The following is a 24,878-nucleotide window of genomic DNA, read 5'->3' as shown; positions in this document are numbered from 1 at the left end:
CCCCGGCGTCAGACCTGCCAGGCGGTGCGGATCAGGTCGGCTTGGCGGGTCAGGTCCTGGTCGGACAGGCGGTCCAGCACGGCCCGCACGGCGTCGTACGGCTGGTGCGGCAGGGCGTTGCGCAGGACCGTTCCGTTCCCGGCGGTCAGGTCGCGGCCGGTCGGCGTGAACTCGAACAGCGGCACGTCGCCCGTGGCGAGTTGGGCGGCCTCGGTGGTCGCCACGGCGTCGGAACCGAGCAGTGCCAACACGTCCCGCTGGGCCTGCGGGCTCGACAGGTGCGCGGGGTGCGCGCGTTCGGCGAGCAGTCTGCTGTAGACGGTCGTCGGGCGGAGCACCACCCGCAGCGCGGCGGTGGACAGCGCGTGCACGGGGCCGCCCGGTGCCAGCAGCGCCTTCCGGGAGCGTGCCAGCCGGTCGTAGGCCTCGGCGAACCCCTCGACCAGGCTGTCGACGTGGTCCGCGGGCCGGGTGCGCGTGCCGTCGACGACCTGGCGGTTCGGCAGCCATGTGGTTCGCGTCCCGGTGGCCCACACCAGGTGCATCGTGTCGGTGCCCCGGTCGCGGACGGTCGGTGACGGCACCGGGTGCGGGCCGGGGGCGCCGCCGCCCAGGCCGCTGATGTCGACGCCGCCGGTGTGCAGCAGGCCGGTGCGCGCCACCGACCAGTCGGCGGGTCGCGCGAGGGGCGTGCACAGGGCTTCCAGGTCGACGGGCACCGGCTCGTCGCCGCGCGCGATGACGTTCTCCTGGTGCATGTCCGTTCCCAGCACCGCGTACAGCAGCGCGAGCAGGGCGCCCGCCCGGCGGTGGTAGGCCCGCGCGTCGGTGCCCGCGCGGTGCTCGACGAACTCGACCCACGCGTAGCCCGCCCCCGGTCGCGTGCCGGGGCAGCGCAGCTCCAGCGCCGGGCCGGTGCCGTTGAACCACTCGACCAGCGCGGCGAACGCGCGGTCCGCGTCGGCGGGCCGGGGCTTGTAGACCACCTCGCCGTCTTCGAACCCGACGATCGCCACACCGCGTCCGCCGCGGTGCCCGTCACCCGCGCCCAGCCGGAGGCTCCGCACCTCGCCGGAGCCGGGCCGGTCGTCGGCGAGCCGGGACGCCAACTCGACCACGGACCGGTGCCACCGGCCGCAGAGACCGCGCACGTGCCCGGCCAGCACCGGGTAGCGGTCCCACACGGCCCGCCTGCCCGCGGGGGTGGCCAGTCCCGCGCAGAACTCCTCGAACCGCCCCCGCGACGTGCCCGCGCCCAGCCCGCCCGCGTCGCGCACCGCGTGCAGGTCGGCGACGACGGCCCGCACCACCACGTCGTGCAGGCTTGAGAGCGGCACGGCGGCGCTGACCGCTCGCGCCAGGCCCGGCAGGCCCAGCCCGCGCACGTCCCGCACCGCCGCGTCCCGGATCGCGCGCGCCGCCGGGAACACCAGGCCCAGCACGCCCATCGGCCGATCGCCCTCGGCTCCGCACAGGTCGACGATGGGATCGGCAGGCTCGGCGCCGCCGTCCACCACGGCGTCCGGCGCGGGCCACCAGTCGGTCGCCCGCCCCCACCGGACGGCGTCCTCGATCGCCGCCAGTTCCGCCGCGCCGCCCAGCAGCGGGCCCGCCGGGTCGGTCGTCACGCCGCCGCCCCGGCCCGGACCGGCGTCAGCCAGCCGTGGTCGGTCGCCCCGGTCACGGCCCGGCGGAACGCCTCCACCAGCGCCTCGCACACCGGTCGGGCGCCGTAGACCACGTCGTCGACCGCCCCGACCGGCACGATCTCGGCGGCCGTGCCGGTGAGGAACACCTCGTCCGCCGCGCGCAGGTCCTCCACCGTCACCGGGCCCTCCTCGGCGGGCAGCCCCAGCCCTCCCGCGAGGTCCAGCACCGACGCCCTGGTGATGCCCGCCAGCACGCTGTCCGCCAGCCACGGCGTGCGGATCCGCCCGTCCCGCACGACGAACACGTTGGCCACGGTCGCCTCCGCCACCCGCCCCGAGTCCGGGTCGAGCTGCACGGCGTCGTCGAACCCCGCGCGCACGGCCGCCGTCCTGGCCAGCGCCGAGTTGGCGTAGGCGCCGGTCGCCTTGGCGCGCACCGGGAACGACGTCGCCGACGGCCGCCGCCACGGCGACACGGTCAGCCTGGCCGCGCCGGTCGGCCGCACATCCCGGCCCGGCGCGGGCCACAGCCCGGTCACCAGCGTGAACGGCAGGGCCCGGAGGTCGACGCCGAGCACGGTGTCGAGCGTCAGCAGCACCGGCCGCACGTACACGTCCCCCTGGTGGGAGGCCGCGGCCGTCAGCACGTGGGAACGCAGTTCCGCCAGGTCGTAGGGGTGGTCGATGCCCAGCAGGCGGGCCGAGGACAGCAGCCTCGCCAGGTGGTCGTCCAGGCGGAACAGGGCCGGTCCGGCCACGCCCGAGTAGCCGCGGATCCCCTCGAACACCGCGGTGCCGTGCTGGAGGCTGTTGCCGCCGAAGGGCGCGGACCCGTCGGGCAGCCGCCGCCCCTCGTGGAACACCGCGAGGCACCGCGTCACGGCGAGCCCCGTTCCGAGAGGGCCGACCGGAGGTCGCCAAGACCGCGCACGCACTCCAGGACCTGGTCCGGGGGCAGGCCGAAGTCCACCAGGCACCCCAGCTCCGTCACACCAGCCGCGGCCAGTTCGTCCACTCTGGACAGACAGGTCGACGGCGAGCCGAACAGGCCTGCCGAGGAGTAGTAGCGGGCGAACCCGTGTTCCAGCAGGAACTGCCGGTCGGCGTCGGTGACGTCCTCGGGGTTGACCCCGAGTTCGGCCGTCGCCTGCTTGGCGAACAGGTCCATGTGCGCCGACAGGTAGTCCTTCAACGGCTGCCGCACCCGGTCGCGCACGGTCTCGTCGTCCGGCCCGACGTGGGTGTGCAGCATCAGCGTCACCTCCGGCCGGGTGAGGTTCCCGGCCGCCACCAGCGCCTGCCGGTAGAGCGACACCTTCGACGCGACGTCCTCCACGCTCTGCTCCAGCAGCGCGGTCAGCACGTTGACGCCCAGTTCGGCGGCGGTCAGCCAGGTCGCCGGGTTGGACGAGCTGGTCAGCCACGCGGGCGGCTCCTGCCGGGGCCGGGGGTAGGCGCGCACGTCGACCACCCGCCCGTCCGGTGCCTCGCGCTTGACCTCCTCGCCCCGCCACAGCCGCCGCATCGTCCGGTAGTGCTCAACGAGGACGGACTTGCGGTTGGCGAACACCTCCGGGCGCAGCACGAAGTCGTGGGCGTGCCAGCCGGACGCCAGGGAGATCCCGGCCCGGCCGCGGCTCAGCGCGCTGAGCACGCCCCACTCCTCGGCCACCAGCAGCGGGTCGTGCAGCGGCAGCACGACGCTGCCCGCCCGCAGCCGGAGCCGCTCGGTGCGCGCGGCGATGGCGGCCAGCAGCACGGCGGGCCGGGGGTAGGGCGCGCCGAACCCGTCGAAGTGCCGTTCGGGCACCCACACCGCGTGCAGGCCCAGCTCGTCGGCCAGCTCCGAGCACCGCAGGATCAGGTCGTACTTCTCCTCCGGCTCGTCGTCGAGGTCGGCGGCGAAGAAGAACAGGCTGATCGCGGGCGGGGTGGGTGCCGGGGTCTCGCCGCCGATCAGCTCCAGGAGCCTGCGGCGCTCCGGTGACAGCTCCATCAGCCCTCCCTCCCCTCGTACTGGGCGAGCAGCGCCCGCACCTCGTCGTCGGACATGGCCTGGATGCGGTCCACCAGCGACGCGTCGTCGTCGGCCGGTGCCGCGACCGGTACCGGTGCCGGCGCCGGCGCCGGTTCGGGAGCCTGAGCGGCGGCCGGGGCCGGAGCGGCGTCGACGCCCGCCTGGTCGGCGGACAGCCCCAGCTCCTCCAGGTGCGTCGCCAGCGCGGCGACGGTCGGCGTCTCGAACAGCTCCACCATCGACAGTTCCAGGCCGAAGATCCGCCGCAGCTTCGTGACGGTCTGCATGAACCCCAGCGAGCTGCCGCCCAGCTCCAGGAAGTTGTCGTGCACCCCGAAGTCCTCGATGCCGAGCAGTTCGGACCAGGTGCGGGCGACGACCCGCTGCATCGGCGTCAGGTTCGCCGTCCTGGCGGCGGCCTTGCGGGGCTGGGCCACGGGTTTCGGCGGTTGCGCCGCGACGGTCCGCAGCCGGGCCGCGCGGGTGCCCAGGTCCACAGTGGACAGGGCGAGCGCGGCTTCCGGCGCACGGGCCAGCAGCACGTCGATCGCCGCCCGCAGCTCCTTGCCCACCAGCGCGTACCGGGTGCGCGGATCGCGCGGATCGGGCTGCGCCTCCTGCCAGTGCTCCCACGCCACCGCGCTCCACCGCACCCCGTCGCGGCCGTCCAGCCGCTGCGCCGTGCCGTCGAGCCAGCCGTTGGCCGCCGCGTAGCCGAACCCGCCCAGTCCACCCAGGACGGACGCGAGGCTCGACACCAGCAGCACCTCCCGGACGCCGTGGGCCGCGGCGACCTCGGCGACGACGCCGGTCGAGTCCCGCTTCACCGCCAGGTGCTCGGCCACCTGCGCGGCCGTGAGTTCGGTCAGCGGCCCGAACGCCGTCGCGCCCGGCAGGCCGACCGCGTGCACGACACCGGCTCCCGGTCCCAGCTCCGCCAGCGCCGCCGAGACCGCCACCGGGTCCGCGGCGTCCCCGACGACCGCCGACCAGCGGCCGTCGTGGTCGTCCGGTCCGGTGTGCCGGGCGGTGTCCAGCGCGATGACGCGGTCCGCGCCCGCCGCGAACGCCGCCTCGGCGAACGCGCGGCCGAACACGCCGACGCCTCCGAGCACCAGCCACCGCGTCGGCGGTGCGGCCGGGCCCGACGCGGGGCCGGGGACGAACGTCGACTCCCACACCGCGTCGTCCCGCACGGCGAGCACCGAGCCGGACTCGAACCGCCACGCCAGCGCCGCCACGGCCTCCGACCCGAGGTCCGGGCCGTCGACCAGGCACGTGCGCAGCGTCGGGTGCTCCTGGCCCGCGACCCGCAGCGCCGCGGCCACGGCCGCCGCCGCGGGATCGGCCAGCGACCGCCCCGGCCGCGGGTCGGCCGCGCCCGTGGTCACCACGGCCAGCGCGAGCCGGGGTCGGCCCGACGCCGCGAGCGCCTTCACGGTGGTGCGCACCAGTTCCAGTGCCTCGTCGACGGGGGTGTCCGGCGCCTGCCGCAGCACGACGGCCACCGGCTCCTCCGCGCCACCGGGCAGGTCGGCTCCGGTGAGCGGACCGTCCACCACCGCGGTCGTCGCGGCGGGCACCGGCGCGTGCTGCGACCAGCTCGGCCGGTGCGGCCACCGCTCGGCGTCCAACCGCTGCTCGGTCTCGACCGCCGCGACCCGCGGCGTCGTGGCGGAACCCTTGGGCTCCAACCAGTGCCGGTCGCGGCGGAACGGGTAGAGCGGCAGCGGCACCCTGCTCCGCAGCTCGCCCTCGTAGTAGGCGGACCAGTCGACGTCGACGCCGCGCGACCAGCAGGCCACCAGCGTGTCCAGCAGGTCCGGCGGCTCGGCTCCCCGCGCGCCGACCAGCACGGCCACGCCGTCGGCCTGCTCGGCCGCGGGCCGCAGCCCGGTCAGCCCCTTGCCGGGACCCACCTCCAGCAGCACGTCGGCCCCGAGTTCCCGCAGCGCGGTCATCCCGTCGGCGAACCGCACGGGCGACACGACCTGGTCGCGCCAGTAGTCCGGGTCGACGGCCTGCTCGGCGGTCAGCACGGCGCCGGTCACGTTCGACACCACCGGCATCGTCGGGGCGCCGAGCGTGCGGCCCGCCACGGCCTCGCGCAGCTCCTCGGCCGCGTCGGCGACGAGGGGCGAGTGGAACGCCCTGGTCACGTGCAGGGACCCGGTGGTCACGTCGCCGCGCTCGGCGAGCAGGGAGGCGAACCCGGCCACCGCGGCGGGCGCGCCGGACACCACGGTCAGCCGCTCGGCGTTGACGGCGGCCACCGCGAGGTCCGACGGCAGGACGGCCCGCACCTCGTGCTCCGGCAGGTCGACGTAGAGCATCGAACCCTCCGGCGTGCCCGCCAGCAGCCGTCCGCGCAGGGCGACCAGCTCGACGGCGTCCTCCAGGGTGAACACGCCTGCCAGCGTCGCCGCCACCCACTCTCCGACGCTGTGACCGAGCAGGCCGCGCGCCTTCACGCCGTAGTCCAGCAGCGTGCGGGCCAGCGCCCACTCGACGGCGAACAGCGCGGGCTGCGTGTTCTCGGTGTGCGCCAACACCTCCCGTGCCTCGGGGGTGTCGCCGCCCGCCGGGTGCAGCAGCGCCCGCAGGTCCAGCCCGCCCAGGTCGCCGAACAGGGTCAGGCAGTGGTCCAGGTGCGCGGCGAACCGGGGATCACCCGCCGCGATCCGCGAGCCCATGCCGACCCGCTGCGCGCCCTGGCCGGGGAACAGCAGGCCGACGTGCGTGGTGCCGGTGATCCGCGTGGTGAGCTGCCTGCTGCTGCCGGAGGTGCCGATGGCGAAGCCCGCGTCCTCCAGATCGGTGGCCACGCCCGCGCGCCGGTGCTCGAACCGGCGCCTGCCGGTGGCCAGCGTGTACGCCACGTCCGCCAGGTCGCGGTGCGCGTTCTCCCGCGTCCACTGCCCGAACGCGGTGCCCAGGTCGTCGAGCGCCAGCGGGTCGCGGGCCGACAGCAGCACCGGGTGCCTGCGCCGCGACGGACCGCTCGCCCGCGTCCGCGGTGCCTCCTCCAGCACCGCGAAAGCGTTGCTGCCGCCCATTCCCAGCGAGTTCACCGCCGCGCGGAGCGGCACGTCGGAGTCCAGCGGGGTCAGTTCCAGCGGCACCACGAACGGCGACCGGTCCAGGTCCAGCTTCGGGTTCGGCCGGACGCAGTTGACCACCGGCGGCACCTTGCGGTTCTTCAGCACCAGCACCGCCTTGATCACGCCCGCGATGCCCGCCGCCGCGTCGAGGTGGCCGATGTTCGGCTTCACCGACCCGAGGTGGCAGTAGCCGACCTCGTCGGTGGTGGTGCGGAACGCCTTGGTCAGCGCGGCCACCTCGATCGGGTCGCCCAGCGGCGTGCCGGTGCCGTGCGCCTCGACGTAGTCGATGTCGCGCGCCTCCAGGCCCGCCCGCTGGATCGCCCGGACCATCGTGCGGGCCTGGCCCTCGATGCTCGGGGCGGTGAAGCTCGCCTTCGTGCCGCCGTCGTTGCCCACGGCCGTGCCGCGGATGACCGCGTGGATCGTGTCCCCGTCCCGCAGGGCCGCGTCCAGCTTCTTGAGCACCACCACACCCGTGCCGCTGCCGGTGACGCTGCCCGCCGCGGCCTCGTCGAACGCGCGGCAGTGCCCGTCGCGGGCCGACGTGCCGCCGGGGTTGGCCAGGTACCCGGCGCCGTGCGGCATCCGCAGCGACGTGCCGCCCGCCAACGCCATGTCGCACTCGTCGTCGAGCAGCGCGCGGCACGCCATGTGCACGGCCACCAGCGACGACGAGCACGCCGTCTGCACCGCCATGCTGGGCCCGCGCAGGTCGAGCTTGTAGGACACCCGCGTGCTCAGGTAGTCCTTGTCGTTGCCGATCATCGTCTGGAGGTCGCCGATGACCGACACCACGTCGGCGTTGGCCATCAGGTTGTAGTGCACGTAGGTGTTCATCGTGGCGCCCGCGTAGACCCCGATCAGGCCGGGGTAGCGGGTCGGGTCGTACCCGGAGTCCTCCAGGCCGTGGTGGGCGCACTCCAGGAAGATCCGGTGCTGCGGGTCCATCACCGCGGCCTCGCGCGCCGAGTAGCCGAAGAAGGACGCGTCGAACGACTCGGCGTCCTGCAAGGGCGCGGAGGCGTTGACCCAGTACTCGTCGTCGACCTGCTCCTCGGAGGCGCCGCGGGCGAGCATCTCCTCCCGGCTGTGCTTCACCACCCGTTCCACGCCCTCGCGCAGGTCGTGCCAGAACTTGGCCACGCCGTCGGAACCGGGTAGCCGGGCGGCCATCCCGATGATCGCGACGGAACCAGGGTGCTCTTCGGCGGGAGTGGTCATGTGTCGGCCTCCAAGTCCATCGCGGCGGTCATCAGGTACTCGGCCAAGGACCTCGGCCGGGGGTGGTCGAACAGGCTGTGCGCCGGGAAGGTCAGGCCCAGCACGGCTTCCAGCCGTTGGTGCACGCGGGTCACGACGAGCGAGTGCGCGCCGAGGTCGAACACGTTGGCGTCCGCGGCCACCGGCACGCCGCCGAGCGCCTGCTCCCACACCTGGCACACGGCCCGCTCGACCGAGCCGGGCGAGCGGGCCTCACCGGGTGGCAGCACCCCGGCCGTCTCGGCGAGGTCGCGCAGCGCCGACTCGTCGACCTTCCCGTTGGGGGTCGACGGGATCCGGTCGAGCGCGAACACCTGCTCCGGCACCAGGTTGCGCGGGAAGTGCCGGGCCAGCCACGTGGTCAGCTCCTCGGGGCGGGCGGCGCCGACCACGAACGCGGCCAGCCGCACGGGCCTGCCGACGGCCAGCACCACGGCGGCGGTCACGTCGTCCCGGCCGCGCAGCACGTGCTCCACCTCGGCGGGCTCGACCCGGAAACCGCGCACCTTGACCTGCCGGTCGGCCCGGCCGTGCACGACGAACCCGCCGCCGGGCCGGACGTGGCCGAGGTCGCCGCTGCGGTAGGCGAGGCCGTCCGGCCCGCCGAACGCGGTGTCGGGCACGAACCCGCCCACCGGTCCGGCGAGGTAACCGCCCGTGACGCCGTTGCCGCCGATCAGCAGTTCGCCCGTGGCACCGACCGGCACCGGCCGCAGGTCCTCGTCGACGACGAGGACGCTGCTGCCCGAGGTCGCCGCGCCGACCGGCAGCACAGCGGGCGGGTCCTCCTCGGTGACCTCGTGGGCCAGGCAGTTCACCGTCGCCTCGGTGGGCCCGTACCCGTTGAAGACCCGGCAGTCCGGCGCCAGCAGGCGGCGCAGCGCCACCACGGTCGCACCGGTCAGCACCTCACCGCCGAGCAGCACCACCCGCAGGTCCGGCAGCGGTTCACCGGTGGCGGCCAGCTCGTCGGCGAACGACGGCGTGGTGAACAGCACCGTCACCGCCGCCCGGCGCAGGAACCGCGCGTAGCGGCGGCCGTCACGCCGGTCGGCCGGGTCGGGGACGACCAGGCAGCCGCCGAACGGGATGGTGGTGAACAGCTCCTGCAACCCGAAGTCGAAGCCCAGTGACAGGGTCTGCGCGATCCGCGTGCCGGGCCCGGACCCGAAGCGGTCCCCGAACCAGGCCATGTGCGGCGACAGGTGGTCGTGCCGGACCAGCACGCCCTTCGGCGTACCGGTGGAGCCGCTGGTGAAGACGGTGAACGCGGGCGCGGTCCGGTCGGGTGGCGGAAGGTCGGTGGTGGTCGTGGCGGAGTCGTCGGCGGTGCTGGCGACGACCGCGACGGTCTGGCCGCCGTCGGCGAGCGCTGCCTGGTCGAGCGCTGCCTGGTCGGCGGTGGCGGGTTTGGCGAGCGCTCGTGCCTGGTCGAGCGGTGGTTGGTCGGCCGTGGCGGGTTCGGCGAGTGCGCGTGTCCGGTCCGCTGTTGGCCGGCCCGCGACTCCCGCATCTCCCGCGTCTCCCGCGTCGATCGCCACCACGACGGTCTTGCCGCCTTCGGCGAGCGTTCGGGCCCGGTCCTGCTGTTCGCGGCCCGCGAGCAGCAGCCGTGCGCCGCTGCCGTCGAGCATCACGCCCAGCCGGTCGTCCGGGAACTCCGGGGGCAGGGGCACGATGCCCAGTCCCGCGCGCCACGCCGCGAACATCGCCACGGCGAGGTCGGCGGACGGGCCCACGAGGAGCGCGACCTGGCGTTCGGCGGGCAGGGCGGCGTCGTCCGGCAGGGCACGGGTGAGCGCGGTGGCGAGTGTGCCGACCCGGTCGTGGAACTCCGCGAAGGTCAGCGTGCCGTCCGGCGCCTCGACGGCGGGCAGGTCGGGGGTCGCCTCGGCGACCCTCCTGACCATCGTCGCGGGGTCCTCGGGCAGCGCGGCGGTGTCCGAGCGGCCGACCCGGTCCAGCCAGTCGCGGTCGCGTGTGGACAGGACGTGCGTGTCGGCGGCGGTCCCGGCGCGCGCGGCGGCGTGGACCATGGCGGTGAAGGTGTCCAGGATCGACCGGGCGGTGTCGTCGGTGAACAGGTCGGCCGCGTAGTCCAGCCGCACGGCGAAGCCGTCGCCCCGCTCGGTGACCACCACGTCCAGGTCGTACCGGCAGCTCCGCCGCGGCACCTCGACGTTGCGCAGCTCCAGCCCGCCCAGCCGGACGGCCGCACCGTCCACACCGGACAGCACGTCCGCGAGCCCGGCCAGCGAGGGCAACGGGTTCTCCGTGAGCACCAGCAGCGTCTCGACCAGCGGCGTGCGGCCGGGCGCCCGCGGCGGGCGCACGGCCTCGACGGCGGCGCTGAGCGGGTACAGGCCCTCCTCGACGCCGTCGAGGAGCTGGCCGCGCACGTCGGCCACCAGGTCCGCCAGCGGTCGCGAGGGGTCGGTGTCCACCGCGACCGGCACGGTGTTGGTGCACAGGCCGACGACCTGGCCGAGCGCGGCGCCGGGCCGTCCGGCCGCGGGCACGCCGACCACGACCGGGCCGGGGGTGTCGTAGCGGCCGAGGCACAGGCCCCACAGCGCGACCAGCGCGGGCACCGGCCCGGACTCGCGCACGAACCGGGCCGCGTCCCCGTCGAGGACGCCGTGCGCGGTCGCGCCCCGGCTGCCACGGCGGGACGTGCGCGGCCGGTCGGTGCGCACGCCCAGCGCCTCGGCCTGCGCGGGCAGCCGGTCGCGCAGGGCGGCCGACCGGGCCGCCGCGGCGGGTGAGGCCAGGTACTCCTCCTGCGCGGCGACGTAGGTGTCGTACGGGGTCACGGCGGCCAGCCGGGGCAGCGCCCCGCGCACCAGCGCGTCGTACGCGGTGGCCACGTCGCGCAGCACCAGGCACAGCGACCACAGGTCCAGCACCGCGTGGTGCGCGACGAGCTGGAGCACGGTGCGGCGCGGGGTCCGCCACAGGTGCAGGCGCACCAGCGGACCCTCCGCCAGGTCGAACGGCACCTCGGCGACGTCGGTGAGCTGGTCGCGCAGCCACTCCTCGCGCACCGGGACCGGCACGGGAGCCAGCACCTCGCGCAGCGCGTCCGGGTCCACCGGCTCGCGCCGCCAGCCCCGGTCGTCGCCGACGATCCGCACGCCCAGCTCGGGGTGCCGCAGCACCGCCATCCGCAGCGCCGTGCGGAACGTCCCGAGGTCGACGTCGTCCGGCAGCTCCACGGCGTGCGAGACGGTGTACTCGTCGCCGCCGGGGTTCATCGCGTCCAGGAACACCAGCGCTTCCTGGGCTTTCGACAACCGTCCACTCGCGACGGTTGTGGCCTGCCGGGCCTTCGGCGCGACCGCCAGGTGCTCGGCCAGGTCACGGGGACGCGCGCCGTCCAGCAGCGCCCGCACGGGCAGCACCACGCCGTGCTCGCGCTCCAGGGCGTGGCCCAGCAGCACCGCGCCCACCGAGTCCAGGCCCTGCGCGGCCAGCGGCACCTCGTCGTCGACCCGGTCCCAGCCGAGGACCTCGCCGACCAGCGCGCCGATCGAACTCGTCGTGACCGCCGCGGCCGTCCGCCGGTGCTCGTCGTACACGCCGTCCCGGTACCGCGCGGCGCACCGGCGGCGCTGGAGCTTCCCGCTGGTGGTCTTCGGGACGCCGCCGCGCGGTACGCCCAGCACCTCCGCGACGGGAACGCCGTGGGCGGAGGCGATCGTGGACGCCGCGCGCTGCGCGTCGGCGGGGGTGAGCACGGCGCCCTCGCGCAGCTCGCCGACCACGACGACCCGGCCGTCCACCGCGAACGCCGCCACGCAGCCGGGGCGGAACGCGGCCACCTCGGCGGTGACCAGCCGCTCGACGTCGTACGGGTGGTGGTTGCGGCCCCGCACGACCAGGACGTCCGACGACCGGCCGGTGACGTGCAGCTCGCCGTCCGCCAGGAACCCCAGGTCGCCGGTGCGCAGCCACTTGCCGTCCCGGCCGACCGGACCGCCGTCGGACCAGTAGCCCGGCGACACCGACGGGCCCGCCAGCACGACCTCGCCCACCTCGCCCGGAGCCACGGCTTCGCCCGCACCGTCCACAACGGACACCTCGCAGTCGCGCGGGGTGCCGCACGACACGACGTCCGCGCCGCTCACCCCGACACCGGGGGAGACCGACGAGACCAGCAGCGTGGCCTCGGCCAGGCCGTAGCACGGCATGAGCGCCCCGGCGTCGAACCCGAGCGGGGCCAGGGTTCGAGCGAACCGGTCCATGCTCTTGCGGTTCACCTGCTCGGCGCCGCAGTAGGCGCGCGTCCAGCCGCTCAGGTCGATCTCCGGCAGCCCGTGCCGTTCGACGGCCCGCACCACGAGGTCGTAGGCGAAGTTCGGCCCGCCGCTGGTGTCCGCGCCGTACCGGGCGACCGCGCGCGGCCACGCCAGCGGGTCGCGGACGAAGTCCAGCGGTGAGCCCAGCAGCAGGCGGGAACCGGTGCGCAGGGCGTGCAGCACGTTCCCGATCAGGCCCATGTCGTGGTAGACGGGCAGCCAGCTCAGGATCGTGCTGTCCGGGCCGTGCCCGAACACCCCGCGGATCGTCTCCAGGTTCGCGGCGAGGTTCCCGTGCGTCACGACGACGCCCTTGGGCGCCGACGTCGAGCCGGACGTGTACTGGAGGAACGCGGTCGCCCCAAGGTCCACCGGGCCGGACGGGCGGAACTCGTCGTCGCCCGGCAGGACGACCGGCAGGCCGACCAGCGGTCCCACGGCCGCGCCGGTCGCCTCGTCGGCCACCAGCGCGGCGGACGCGCCGCAGTCGTCGCGGACGCGCCCGATCACGGCCAGGCCCTCGCCGTCGAGCACCGGGTACACCGGCACCGGCAGGCACCCCGCGTACAGGCACCCGACGAACGCGGGCACGAAGTCCAGACCGGGCGGGAACAGCAGCAGCACCCTGGCACCGGGCTCGACCGCGGCGCGCAGGGCCGCGGCGACCCGTGCGGCCCGCCGGTCCACCTCCGCGGAGGTCAGCACCCCGGTGAGCTCGGACAGACCGTCCAACCAGGACAGCACGGGGTGGTCCGGCCGGTGCTCGGCGTGGTGCCGGATCGCGGTGACCAGGTCGGTGCCCGTCATGGCCTCTCCTCTCCGGTGGGGAACGGCAGCGGCACGAGGCGTCCCGCGACCCAGTCGGCGAACAGCGAGCGGTAGCCGGGGGAGAGCGGGTCGCCGGACTGGCCGCCTGGCCAGCTCACCCGGAACCGGCCCGCCACCGGGTCGCACTCGAAGCGCATGGCCGCGCCGAATCCGGGCGCGGCGGCGTCCACCGTCTGGAGGCAGCCGCGGCGCGGCAGGTTCGGGCGGTCCAGCGCCCAGCTCAGCCGGGGCAGCCTGGCGGAGAGCGGGTGCCGCAGGCCGAGCCGGTTCACCGCGCCCCACGGCAGCGTCGGCGCGTCCGGGCCGAGCTGCTTCTCCAGGTAGCGGGTCGCCGCCAGCACGCACCAGCGCAGCAGGTGCGGCCAGTCGCGGAACCCCGGCGGCAGCAGGTCCGGCGACGCCTCGCCGACGAGCTGGGCCAGTTCGGCGTCCAGCGCGCCCAGCTCGGCCGGGCCGAACAGGTCGTCCGCGGCCACGAGGGGGCGCAGCGGCGCGAGCACCTTGCCGCGCAGCAGGCCGTGCAGCAGCACGAGGTAGTGCAGGCCCGTCGCCTGCACGCCCGCCGTGCCGTCCCAGCCCTCGACGGCCGCCGCGACGGCCGGGAACTTGGTCAGGTACGGGCGGAACACCGCGCGCCACGGCGCGTAGAACGCGGCGTCCACATCGGACTGCACGGTCGCCGTCGGTGTGGACCGGCGCACCAGCGTGGTGATGCGGCGGGCGCGGTCGTGCGGGTAGGCGTTGCTCGACACCGAGCCGTCGGGACCGGGGACGCCGAGGTCGTTGTTGGCGGTCACCAGCACACGGGTCGCCGGGTCGACCACGCGCGGCACGGCGGCGGGCTCCACCAGCTCGTCGTGCGCGAGGACCCGACCGCCGACCGTCCACGCCTGGCGCCCGTCGCGATCGGTGACCAGCAGGCTGATCGGCGGTGACCCCGCGGCGGCGGCCACCTCGCACGCCTGCGCGGCGGTGCGGCAGCGGGGGAGCGCGGACAGCCCGAACTCGACCCCGCCCGGCTCGAGGGCGAGCCAGCGCAGCACGTCCCCGTCCGACAGCACCGGGCCCGCCTCGGCCAGCACCACCCGCGTGCCGGTCTCGGCGTCGACGCGGTCCACGACGACCTCGGTGCCCGGTGAGCCCGCGGGCAGCCGGGCGCTGGTCCGGCCGCACAACCTCGTGGGACCCCAGGCCAGCCACGGGGTGGCGCCCGCGAGGAACACGGGCACACCCGGCCGCAGGAAGCCCTGCACCGGGTCGCCGTCGACGACGGCACGGGCGAAGAACAGGGTGTTCGGCACGCCGAGCGGCAGGTGCACGTCGTTGGCCAGCACCGATCCGACCGACCAGGCGTTGGAGCCGAGCACCGGGGCCGGGCCGCCCGGCTGGGCCTGCTCACGCCCTTCCAGCACGGCGGCGGCGATGGCCTCGCGCAGCAGGTCCAGGCCTTGGGCGTCCGAGCGCGGTGTGCCGTCCACGGCGGTGGTGGTGCCGACGGTGCCCGCGAGCAGCTCCGCGCCCCGGCCCGCGCCGAGCAGCGCGTCCAGCCGGGCCCGCAGCTCGTGCTCACCGGGATCGGTGAGCTGCTGGAACAGGTCCTGCACGACGAGCACGCTGTCGACCGCCGACCACGGGTCCGGCGTGACGCCGAGAACCGTGTGCTCCCAAGGCGTGACGCGCTCCAGCAGGGCGTTGACGCCGTCGGCGTAGGCGTCCAGCAGCGCGCGCTGCCCCGGAGGCAGCGCGGCGACGATCCGCTCCGCGTAGAAGGCGAAGCCGATCCGCCGCTGCCGGGCGTCGGCCTCGGTCGCGGCGCCGCCGAACAGCGCGCCCGACGTGCCCGCGACGCGCCTGCGGGTGAGGTCCATCGTGAAGCCGTGCGACCAGGCCGACGCGAAACCCAGGCCCCGCCACACCTCCGGCTCGGTACCGGCCACCAGCGGCACCCCGCGCCGGTCGACGCGCAGCCGGGGGAACAGGTCGTCACGCGCCTTGCCCGCGGCGCGGTGGAAGCGGCGCATCGCCGCCAGGGCGCGCACCTCCTCGGCCACCGGTCCGCCGCTCACGCCCAGCGCGCTCAGGGCGGCGGCGGTCGTGGCGCCGACCCTGACCGCGGTCGCGCGCACCGCCGTCCGGGCCCGGACGGCGGTGGGGGACAGGTCCCACCAGCGCGGGAGGGCGGTGTCAGCCATCGGCCACCTCCCGCGCCAGGTCGGCGACCGTCCGGTCCGGGGCGGCGCGCAGGAACGCCCGCAGCAGCCGCAGCAGCGTCGTGGCGTCGGTCTCGCCGAGCAGGTCGCCGTCGTAGCCGAGCCGCACCTCGGCACCCTCGCCCAGCCGCACCGCCAACTGCACCGGCTGGAACGCGGGCCGCGGGCCCTCGTCGGCGTCGAACCCGTCGACCGCGCGCAGCGTCGTGCGCGGACCGGCGAGGACGGGCTCGCCGTGGCCGACGAACACCAGCGTCGCCTCGTACAGGCTGGACGCCCGGAAGCCGGGGTGCGCGCCGCGCAACTCCGCGAGCAGCGCGGACAGCGGGACGTGCGCGTCGGCCATCGCCCCCATCGCCGTGCGCCGGGCCCTGGCCAGCAGGTCGCCGACGGTGTCGCCGTCCGCGACCGGCAGGCGCAGCACCGACATGGTGGCGAACAGGCCGATCGTGCCGACGTGCGCGGGGTCGGCCCGGTTGGCCAGCGACGTGCCGATCCGCACGTCCCCCACGCCGGTCACCGCGTGCAGGGCCGCGGCCCACGCCGCCGTGCACGCCATGTTCAGGGTGGTGCCGCGCGAGGCGAGCCGCCGCACGACGTCGTCGAGCCAGTCCGCCGACCACCGGTCGGCCACGACGGACTGCCGGTACCGGCGGCGCTCCGGCGACTTGGGCCAGGTCGCCTTCGACAGCGGCGGCGCCAGTGCTTCGGCCCGCCGCCGCACGGCCGTGCCGTCGGCGAGCAGCGCGGCCTGCTCCAGCGCGTACTCCCGGTACCGGCCGCGAGGCGGCGGCTGCTCGCCGCGCAGCAGCGCCGCGAGGTCGTCGAGGTACACGCCGTGCGAGTGCTCGTCGAACAGCAGGTGCGGCACAGCGGCGAGCAGCACGTGGTCGTTTTCGCCGTGCGACAGCAACACCGCGCGGTGCGGCACGGGGGTGCGCACGTCGACCGGTGTGCCGAGCAGGGCGCGGGCACGTGCCGCGGCGGCCTCGACCCCGGTGATGGGCTCGACCACGAGTTCGGCCGGTTCGGGTGGCCGCACGACCATCCGCGGCTCCGGCTCGAAGGTGAAGTGGGTTCGCAGCGCTTCGTGGTTCCGCACCAGGGCGTCGAGCGCGGCCCGCAGCGCGGGGAGGTCCACCGGACCGGTCACCCTGGCCGCGACGAGGTCCACGTGCGGGGACGGCCCGGCCGACGCCGCGCCCAACATCTGCTCCTGCGCGGGCGCGGTCGGGTGGGTCGCCGCGGACATCAGCGCGACCAGCCGCGCGCGGAGCGGGTCCAGCCCGCCCGCGGTGCTCACGACTTCCCCCGCCACGGCGCGGAGACGGCGTCCAGGCGCTTGGCCATGGTCTCCGGCAGCACCACGGGCACACCCGCGGCGACACCCTCGGCCTGCGCGCGGTCGTGCACGCCGACGATCGGGGTCGCGCCGCGGTGCCGCAGCCACGCCAGCGCGACGGCCGCGGTGGTCACGTCGAGCTTGGCCGCGTACCGGTCGAGCAGCGCCAGCAGCGGTTCCGCCTGCGCCAGCACCTGGACCGGGAACGCGCGGCGGCCGGACATGGCCGTGCCCGCGCGGTAGCGGCCGGACAGCAGGCCCTGGCCGAGCGCGCTGTGGGCGAGCAGTGTGATCCCGTGCTCCCGGCACAGGTCCGGCACGTCCGTCCGCTCGACCCGCCGGTCGCACAGGTTGTAGCGGACCTGGTGCGCCACAACGCGTTCACCGTGTTCCGCCAACGCCTCGACCACGACCCGCAACGCGGGCGCGGACAGGTTGGACGTGCCGATCGCCTCGATGACCCCGTCCCGGCGCGCGGCGGCCAGGTGCGCCGCCCACCGGCGGGCCAGCGCGGCGGGCACCTCGTGGTGCACCTGGTAGAGCTGCACGCTGTCCCGCTTCAACCGCCGCAGGCTCGCGTCCAGCGCGCGGCGGAACTGGCCCGCGCCCAGCCGCCACGGGTAGGGGAAGAACTTGGTGGACACGGCGAAGTCCGGCCGCCCGGCCAGCAGGTCGCCGAGCAGGCGTTCGGAACGGCCGCCCGCGTAGACCTCCGCGGTGTCGAACCACCGCAGGCCCGCGGCGTCCAGCGCCTCGACCGCGGCGCGCAGGTCGTCGTCGCCGAACCGGGTCCGGTAGCCCCAGGTGCGCCGGTCGCCCCAGGCCCAGCAGCCGATCACCACCGGCGCGGCCCGCAACGCGGTCGTCGGCTCAGGCATGGGCGCGCCAGAACGAGTCGTCGACGCTGGGCAGCGCGGTGAGCTTCGGCACCGGCGACCTGGTCAGGAGCAGCAGGGTGAGGGGCAGCGCGCAGACCGCCGCGGCCAGCGCGGGACCCGCGCCCCACGCGTCGCCCGCCACTCCGCCGAGCAGCGCGCCGATCGGCAGCGCGCCCAGCACGAACAGCCAGCTCCCGGCCATCACGCGGCCCATCAGCGGTTCCGGCGTCACCGCCTGCCGCACGCACAGGGCCTGCACGCTGTAGGCGGTCACGCAGAAGGCCCACGTGGCGAACACCGCCGCGCAGAACAGGACCGTCGTGGTGCTCGCGTCGTCGGCGAGCAGCAGGGGTGCCGGGGCGACGGTGCCCGCGGCGAAGGTCGCGACCATGCCGCGGCCGAGCCCGACCGCCGCGCACAGCCGGCGGGACAGGGCGCTGCCCAGTACCGCGCCCGCCCCGGCGCCGCCGACGACCACGCCGACCTGGGTCGTGGACATGCCGAGGCCGGTGGTCGCGTGGACCAGGAACGCCGTGGTGGCGGCGGTGTCGAGCACGTTGTAGGCGGCGGCGACCAGCACGGTGGTGCGCAGCAGCGGGTGCGCGAGCACGGCGCGCACGCCGAGCGTCACGTCCTGGCGGAAGGTTCGGTGCGCGCGTGGCGCGACGGTTTCCCGAACCCGCACGCGCAGCAGCGTCGCGGCGGCCACCAGGAACGTCAGCGCGTCCAGCACGAGCACCAGGCCGAGGCCGATCCTGGCGAGCAGGATGCCTGCCAGGCCGGGGCCCACCGCCTCGGCGAACGACTGGGCGCCGAACAGCCTCCCGTTGGCGCGCGCCAGTTCCCCCTCGCCCGCGACGGTCGGCACGAAGCTCGGGTAGGCGACCTCGCCGATCTGGGCGAGCACCCCCAGCACGACGACACCGGCCACGAACAGGCCGAGCCCGGAGTCCTCGTTGGTCAGCGTCGCCGCGACGGCGACGAGCACGCCCGCCTGCGCGAGCGCGGTCACGACCAGGACCTGCTTGCGCGGCAGGCGGTCCACCCACACCCCGACCAGCGGCGCGGCCACCAGCGCGGGGGCCAGCGCCGCCGCGCGCAGCAGGCCGGTCTCGCCGGAGGTGGCGTGCAGGGTGCCCAGCGCGTAGAGCGGCAGGGCGAGTTTGGTGACCTCGCTCCCGACGAGGCTGAGGAGCTGGCCGGAGACCAGCAGCCGCAGGTTCGTCGAGGTGCGAGGCGCCCGTGGGGGCGCGGTGTTCGTGGTCAATCGGATCCATCCCCCAGAGCGGGCTCGTCGGACGCGTGAGCGCCCGACGAGCCGCGCGTTCATCTAGTCGTCGGACTCCAGGGCCTCGTCGAAAGAGGCCTGCACAGCCGCCGCCTCGTCCGAGTCGAGCAGGGAGTCGTGGAAGGTCGCAGTGGGCATCGTGATCACCTCCTCTCCTGTGGGAACGGACAACTTCCGCCCGTGCGGCGGGCATGCCGAAGCAGACCCGCCGCACGGACGAAATCCATGCGGGGATTGTGGCGACTGAGCCGGTCTACGGCACGTGGTGCGATAGACCGGCAAAGAAAGTGAATCGTGAACCGCGCTCCCCAGCGATTACATCGTGTGATGACGAGTCGCCGAGCGCAAGAGGTAATGCGGTGTGACGCCCATCACAATTGACAGGTCTTCTGGAATGCCGCAATGGTGAGTTCGCGGGCAGGTTCGAGCGGGATTCGCCATCGGAGCGAATCAACTCGGCAGAAGGGAATGCTGCGAGGAGCGAGTCCGCCGCTATTTCGGCGCAGCGGTTGCCGAGCTATTCACCGGGACAAGTCGGGTCGGACGGGGCGTGCTGGCGCGCGTCCGGCCGGACCGGTCCTGCCCACGTCCGGACGAGGAGCGACATGACTGAGCTGATCACGGTGGCCGACGTGCGGCTGACCTCCTTCTGGCACTGCTTCGGCACCGAGCGTCACCGGGCCGACCTGGACACCGTCGTCGGCCTGCTCCGCGCGTCGGGGACCAACGTGCTGCCCATCAACACCCACCGGCTCGACGAGAGCCGTCGCCGCGACGCGCTCGAACACGGCTTCGCCGGCGTCGGCTACGACGAGGTCGGCGAGCGGGTCGACGTCTCGGCCTACGTGAAGATGGTCAACGTCAACCTCCGCACCAGCGCCGACGAGGCCGTTCGCGTGGCGAAGCTGGCCGTGGACATGACCGGGGAGCGCGTCATCAAGCTGGAGGTCCTCACCCCGGACCTCCGCTCCTCGCGCGACGACGAGGTCGTCGAGGCGGCTCGGCGGCTGATCGAGTGGGACCCGTCGCTGATCGTCCTGCCACTGCTGTCCAACGATCACGAGGCCGCTCGGGGGGCGGTCGACGTCGGGTGCCCGCTACTGCGCGTCATGGGCTCGGCGATCGGAGCCCGCGCGGGCATCCTCGACACGGCGACCTTCGTCAAGACCTGCGAGCTGCCCGTCCCGGTCGTCCTGGACGGCGGTGTGGGCACCGTCGACCACGTGCGCGACGCCGCGGCGGCGGGGGCGGCCGGAATTCTGGTGAACAGCGTCCTCTTCGACGACGGTCGTCCCCCGGTCACGGTGATGGAGGATTTCCGAGAAGCCGCGGAATCGCACTTCGGGGTCGGCGAGCTACAGGATTCGCGCACTGCGTGAGCAAATATTCGCGACGATGAGAGTGGTTCGGGTTTCTTTTCTTGTTGTCGTTGTCGCCGTGATTGGTAATTGCGGTGGTGTGGCGGCTATTGGGCTCACGGTGTGAGTGCGGGGTGCCTGTAGTGCGTGTTTTCCGCAGGAGGAAAACAGGTCAAGCCCTTTTGGGTGTGCCTGTCGTCCTCCGGTGAGGGCTCTGCGCGCGGATCGTCGATTCTTCGTGATGGGGTCGCCGCGGTTCGGGGGACGGGTGTCCGTGTCCTGGACGTCCCGTCACGGGGTCGGTGCGTGGGCCCTGCGGTAGGAGGCGGGGGACTGGCCCGTGACGCGCTTGAACGCCACGCTGAGCGCGCTCTCCGAGCCGTAGCCGATGTCGCGGGCGATGACCGAGATCGTGTCCGCGCCGCGGCGCAGGCGGTCCGCGGCGAGTTCGATCCGCCAGCCGGTGAGGTAGTCGACCGGTCCGCGGCCGACCACGTCGCGGAAGCGGGCGGCCATCGTCGACCGCGACACGGCCGCCGTCCGTGCCAGCGCGGCCACCGTCCAGGCGCGGTCCGGATGGGTGTGCAGCGCCCGCAGCGCCGGGGCCACGACCGGGTCGCCGAGCCCCGCCAGCCAGCCGGAGGTCGACCGCGGGTCGGTGGCCAGGTGCCGCCGCAGGACCTGGATCAGCATGACGACCGCGAGGTGCTCGGCGACCAGGCCCGCCGCGGGCCGGTCCTGGCGCAGTTCGGCGTCGACCTGCCCGATGGCCCACAGCGCGGTGGCCGCCTCCGGCGTGCCCGCGGGCACGTGCAGGACCGGCGGCAGGGCGTCCAGCAGCAGGGCTCGGGCCCGCGCGCCGAACGTGAAGCCGCCGCCGATGAGGTCGACGTCCGCGCCCTCACCCGTGCGGGCCGGGCCGCCGTGCGTCACCGCCGCCGCCGCGAAGAGCGGACCGGCGGGCACGGGGGTGGTCGGCTCGCCACCCGCGAGCCGGAAGGCGGTCGGCCGGGTCAGCAGGAAGCAGTCGCCCTCCGCGAGGTCGACCTCGTCGGGCAGCCCGTCGACCGCCAGCCTGCACCGGCCGCGCCGCACGGTGTTGAACTTGACGCCCTCCGGCGGGTCGAACGCCACCGCCCAGCTCCCGCCCGCGACCAGGCCGGACGACAGGTAGCCGCGCGTCTCCAGCAGTGACAGCACGTTCTCCAGCGGATCCACCAGCACCTCCTCCTGGACGATGGCTAAAGGATCGTGGACTCCGAATGATAGTGAGTCCAGGAGGCTGGACCTACGGTCGGTCACATGACCACATCGCTCCCCTTCACCGCCCGGACCACCGCGACGCGGGTCCTCGACGGCGTCGACCTCGTCGGCCGCCGGATCGTCGTGACCGGCGGCGCCTCCGGCATCGGCGCCGAGACCGTCCGGGCGCTCGCCCGCGCCGGGGCCGAGGTCACGGTCGCCGTGCGCGACCCGGCCGGTGCCGCCGCGCTGGTCGCCGAACTCCCGACGGGCGCCGTTCGGGTGGCCGCCCTCGACCTGGCGGACCTCGACTCCGTCGCCGCGTTCGCCCGCGCCTGGTCGGGCCCGCTGGACGTGTTCGTCGCCAACGCGGGCGTCATGGCGATCCCCGAGCGCCGGGTCACCGCGCTGGGCTGGGAACTCCAGCTCGCCACGAACTACCTCGGCCACTTCGCCCTGGCCTCCGCGCTGCACGGCCACCTCCGGGCCGCGGGCCGGTCCCGGCTGGTGGTCGTCAGCTCCGGCGCGCACCGCGACGCGCCGTTCGACTTCGCCGACCCGCAGTTCGAGCGGCGGCCCTACGACCGGTGGTCCGCGTACGGGCAGTCGAAGACCGCGGACGTCCTGCTCGCCGTGGGCGCTTCCCGCCGGTGGGCCGAGGACGGCGTCACGGCCAACGCCGTCAACCCCGGCTGGGTCATGACCGGCCTCCAGCGCCACGTCGACGACGCCACGATGAAGGCGATGGGCGCGATGGACGAGCACGGCGCGATCATCGAGCAGCCGTACTCCCGGACACTGGCCGAGGGCGCCGCCGCCTCGGTGCTGCTGGCGGGCTCACCCCTGGTCCGGGACCTGACCGGGCAGTACGTAGAGGGCAACCAGGTGGCCCCGGTCGCCGTTGAAGGGCACCCCGGCGGCGTGGCCGCGCACGCGGTGGACCCGGAAGCGGCGGAACGGTTGTGGGCACTCGGCTCGCGCGCGCTGGGGTGATGGGGGCGGCGCGGGCGGCTGTAGTCGCGCGGGCTGCGTGCCGGTGCGGTGGGCCGGCTACACTCGGCGCTGGCGGGAGCGCGTCGAATCGGGTGTCCACAAAGGACTTGAGCGAGGGGGTCACCGTGCTGGACGCGGGGCGGGCGGTGGCCGTGGCGGTCACGTTCCTCTGGTTGGGCATGGTACTGGCGATCTCCTTCCTGGAGGCGCCGCTGAAGTTCCGCGCGCCCGATGTCACGGTGCGGATCGGGCTCGGTATCGGCCGGGTCGTGTTCCGCGCGCTGAACACCGCCGAAGCGGTCCTGGCCGTGGTACTCGTGGTCGCGGCGCTCCTCGGCTCGCCGCCCGCCGGCTCCGTGGTCGCGGGTGCCGCGGCGGTCGCCGTGCTGCTGGCGCAACTCCTCGCCGTCCGGCCGCGGCTGACCCGCCGGTCCGACCTGGTGCTGGCCGGGGCGGACGCGCCGCGCTCGCACGCCCACCACGTGTACATCGCCCTGGAGGTCGCGAAGGTCGTGGCCCTCGTGCTCACCGGCGTCCTGCTGCTCAGGTGAGCGACCACCGCTGGTTCGCGCCGCCACCGCAGGTCCACAGCACGATCCTCGACCCGTTCGCCGTGCCGTTCCCGTAGGCGTCGAGGCACAGGCCCGACTGGACGCCGGTGATGGTGCCGTCCGCGTTGGCGTTCCACTGCTGGTTGGTCTGGCCGTTGCAGTCCCAGATGACGACCTCGGTCCCGTTGGCGGTGCCGTTGTCGAACGCGTCGAGGCACTTGGTGCCGTACACGACCAGTTGCTTCCGCGCGTTGGGCACCCACGTCTGGTTGGTGCCGCCCGCGCAGTCCCACAACTGGAGGCGGGTGCCGTTGGTGATCGTGCCGCGGTCGACGTCCAGGCAACGGCCGGACTGCGCGCCGACGACCTCGCGCCCGTTCGTGCCGGGCAGCGGGGAGAGTTCCACGGCGTCAAGGTCCGCCGTCCTGGCGGAGGGGTTGGCGACCGTGATCGTGTTGGTGGTCCCCTTGCGCAGCGAGACGAGGGCGGACACCGTGCCCGCCGTGGTGGAGGAGCCGGTGGGCGGGAGGACGATGGTGGTCGGCGTCTGCCCGTTGACCGTGAGGGTCGCGGTCAACGGGGTCGTCCCGCCGTTGGTGTAGACGATGGAGGCGACCGAGAGACCGGTCGCGGCCGAGCTGATCCCGTTGAACCGCAGCGTGTTCGCGCCACCGCCGCCGATCCGGCCCACCTTGGACCCGCCGGAGCAGCCCGCGCACGGCTCGACCGCCGCCGAGCCCGCGCGGGTGTTGCCCGCGGCCTCCGCCTCGTACGTCGCGGAGGTCGTCTCGGTGCCCGTCACGGTGAGCAGCGCCGAACCGCCCGCGGGCACGGTCCTGGTGTAACCGGTGGTGGGGCTCCCGAGATCGGTGGCGGCCCAGGCGTCGCGCACCCTCGCCGCTCCCGCCGTGAGGCCGAGATCGGTCCAGCGCACGGTGATCGGCGCGGCGGACGCGGTCCGGTTGAGCAGGAGCACGGCCCGCCGACCGGAACCCGACAGGACCCGGCCGTAGACCTGGAGCCCGGTGGTGTCCTCGGCGACCTTCACGCCTTGCAGGCCACGCGCGTCCTGGTTGACCACGACTACCTCGGGTGACTTCAACGTCGCCGCGGTGGCCGTGCTCATCGTGGCGACGTTGTTGCCCGCCAACAGGGGCGCGCCCGAGATCGCCCACAGGCCCATCTCGGTCCTGCCCTGCGCGTCGGTCAGGCCGGGCATCCCGATGGTGAGCATGTCCGGGTCGTTCACGTACCCGGTGTGCTGCGAGACCGGGTGCTGCGCCTGGTCGAAGTTCGACAGGACCGGCGGCAGGGACGCGGTCTGCCCCCAGTAGATGATGTCCGTGCTCGTGCGCCACATCGGGGCCGTGCCGGGCCCCCAGTTCCACGGGTTCCCCTTGCCCCAGCTACACATCGACAGGAGCAGTGAACGGCCGGTGCGCGCGGTGGCGCGCTGGTTCGCCGCGCTGATCGCCCGGTAGGTGGTCTCCGGGTCGAGGCCCTCGGCGTCGCCGCCGCACCAGTCGACCTTGACGAAGTCGAAGCCCCACCGCTGGAACTGCTCCAGGTCCTGCTCGTAGTGGCCCTCGCTGCCGCTGCCAGGCGCTGCCGGTCGGCCGGTGGGGAAGTAGTAGCCGCAGCCGTCCCGGCCCGCGTCGGTGTAGATGCCCGCCTTCAGGCCCTTGCCGTGGATGTAGTCGGCGATGGCCTTCATCCCGCCGGGCCACTCCGCGGTGTCGACGGTGATGGCGCCGGACGAGTCCCGCGTGCCCTGCCACCAGCCCTCCGACGTCGGTGTCGCCCCGAATGTTAGCGCTCACATTCGGGTCGTCAAGGGACCGCTCGGCCGAGCGACCAGCC

At 74.8% G+C, this 24,878-nt stretch carries 13 protein-coding genes and 1 pseudogene; 3 read left to right on the top strand and 11 right to left on the bottom strand.

Annotated elements, in window-relative coordinates:
- Positions 1 to 8: 8 nt before the first annotated feature.
- The 9 genes from NZH93_RS01585 to NZH93_RS01545 are packed head-to-tail and all read right to left on the bottom strand — an operon-like array spanning position 9 to position 18,853.
- A complete protein-coding gene (locus NZH93_RS01585) occupies positions 9 to 1,628 on the bottom strand; it encodes a DUF4135 domain-containing protein (protein WP_259621045.1) in 1,620 nt (539 codons plus the stop codon).
- Positions 1,625 to 2,530 (bottom strand): aminotransferase class IV, encoded by a 906-nt coding sequence (locus tag NZH93_RS01580; RefSeq protein WP_259621044.1) that lies wholly within the window; start codon positions 2,528 to 2,530, stop codon positions 1,625 to 1,627. Before NZH93_RS01580 ends, NZH93_RS01585 begins: the two co-directional genes overlap by 4 nt.
- The gene (locus tag NZH93_RS01575) at positions 2,527 to 3,645 is read right to left on the bottom strand and encodes a MupA/Atu3671 family FMN-dependent luciferase-like monooxygenase (RefSeq protein ID WP_259621043.1); all 1,119 of its coding nucleotides are present in this window, start codon (positions 3,643 to 3,645) and stop codon (positions 2,527 to 2,529) included. Before NZH93_RS01575 ends, NZH93_RS01580 begins: the two co-directional genes overlap by 4 nt.
- Positions 3,645 to 7,991, bottom strand: a complete 4,347-nt coding sequence (locus NZH93_RS01570; protein ID WP_259621042.1) for a type I polyketide synthase — start codon at positions 7,989 to 7,991, stop codon at positions 3,645 to 3,647. The genes NZH93_RS01575 and NZH93_RS01570 overlap by 1 nt, the downstream gene beginning before the upstream one ends.
- On the bottom strand, positions 7,988 to 13,135 hold the full coding sequence (locus tag NZH93_RS01565) for an AMP-binding protein (RefSeq protein WP_259621041.1): 5,148 nt from the start codon (positions 13,133 to 13,135) through the stop codon (positions 7,988 to 7,990). The genes NZH93_RS01570 and NZH93_RS01565 overlap by 4 nt, the downstream gene beginning before the upstream one ends.
- Positions 13,132 to 15,348, bottom strand: a complete 2,217-nt coding sequence (locus tag NZH93_RS01560; protein WP_259621040.1) for a penicillin acylase family protein — start codon at positions 15,346 to 15,348, stop codon at positions 13,132 to 13,134. Before NZH93_RS01560 ends, NZH93_RS01565 begins: the two co-directional genes overlap by 4 nt.
- Positions 15,341 to 16,669, bottom strand: a complete 1,329-nt coding sequence (locus NZH93_RS01555) for a condensation domain-containing protein (RefSeq protein WP_259621039.1) — start codon at positions 16,667 to 16,669, stop codon at positions 15,341 to 15,343. The genes NZH93_RS01560 and NZH93_RS01555 overlap by 8 nt, the downstream gene beginning before the upstream one ends.
- Positions 16,666 to 17,586, bottom strand: coding sequence for an aldo/keto reductase (locus tag NZH93_RS01550; RefSeq protein WP_259621038.1), 921 nt, complete (start codon positions 17,584 to 17,586; stop codon positions 16,666 to 16,668). Before NZH93_RS01550 ends, NZH93_RS01555 begins: the two co-directional genes overlap by 4 nt.
- Entirely contained in the window at positions 17,579 to 18,853 is a 1,275-nt protein-coding gene (locus NZH93_RS01545; RefSeq protein ID WP_259621037.1) for an MFS transporter, read from the bottom strand. The genes NZH93_RS01550 and NZH93_RS01545 overlap by 8 nt, the downstream gene beginning before the upstream one ends.
- Positions 18,854 to 19,479: 626 nt before the next feature.
- Between NZH93_RS01545 and NZH93_RS01540 the strand changes: the two genes are divergently transcribed.
- A complete protein-coding gene (locus tag NZH93_RS01540; protein ID WP_259621036.1) occupies positions 19,480 to 20,253 on the top strand; it encodes a beta/alpha barrel domain-containing protein in 774 nt (257 codons plus the stop codon).
- A gap of 270 nt (positions 20,254 to 20,523) precedes the next feature.
- Here NZH93_RS01540 and NZH93_RS01535 read toward each other — a convergent pair whose 3' ends face one another.
- Positions 20,524 to 21,450, bottom strand: a complete 927-nt coding sequence (locus tag NZH93_RS01535) for an AraC family transcriptional regulator (RefSeq protein WP_259621035.1) — start codon at positions 21,448 to 21,450, stop codon at positions 20,524 to 20,526.
- A gap of 84 nt (positions 21,451 to 21,534) precedes the next feature.
- Here NZH93_RS01535 and NZH93_RS01530 point away from each other — a divergent pair, with 84 nt between their 5' ends.
- Together NZH93_RS01530 and NZH93_RS01525 are read left to right on the top strand one after the other, a co-directional pair.
- Positions 21,535 to 22,467, top strand: a complete 933-nt coding sequence (locus NZH93_RS01530) for an SDR family NAD(P)-dependent oxidoreductase (protein WP_259621034.1) — start codon at positions 21,535 to 21,537, stop codon at positions 22,465 to 22,467.
- A gap of 128 nt (positions 22,468 to 22,595) precedes the next feature.
- Positions 22,596 to 23,018 carry a hypothetical protein gene (locus NZH93_RS01525; protein ID WP_259621431.1) on the top strand — a complete coding sequence of 141 codons (423 nt, stop codon included), beginning with the start codon at positions 22,596 to 22,598 and terminating at the stop codon, positions 23,016 to 23,018.
- On the opposite strand, the pseudogene NZH93_RS01520 reads toward NZH93_RS01525, so the two are convergent.
- Positions 23,011 to 24,804: pseudogene (locus NZH93_RS01520) on the bottom strand (RICIN domain-containing protein); the annotation flags it as partial. The gene NZH93_RS01525 and the pseudogene NZH93_RS01520 overlap by 8 nt on opposite strands.
- Positions 24,805 to 24,878: the final 74 nt, after the last annotated feature.

It is taken from the genome of Umezawaea endophytica (assembly GCF_025061645.1).
GTDB lineage: Bacteria > Actinomycetota > Actinomycetes > Mycobacteriales > Pseudonocardiaceae > Umezawaea > Umezawaea endophytica.
This window is presented reverse-complemented; position numbering and strand designations above follow the sequence as displayed.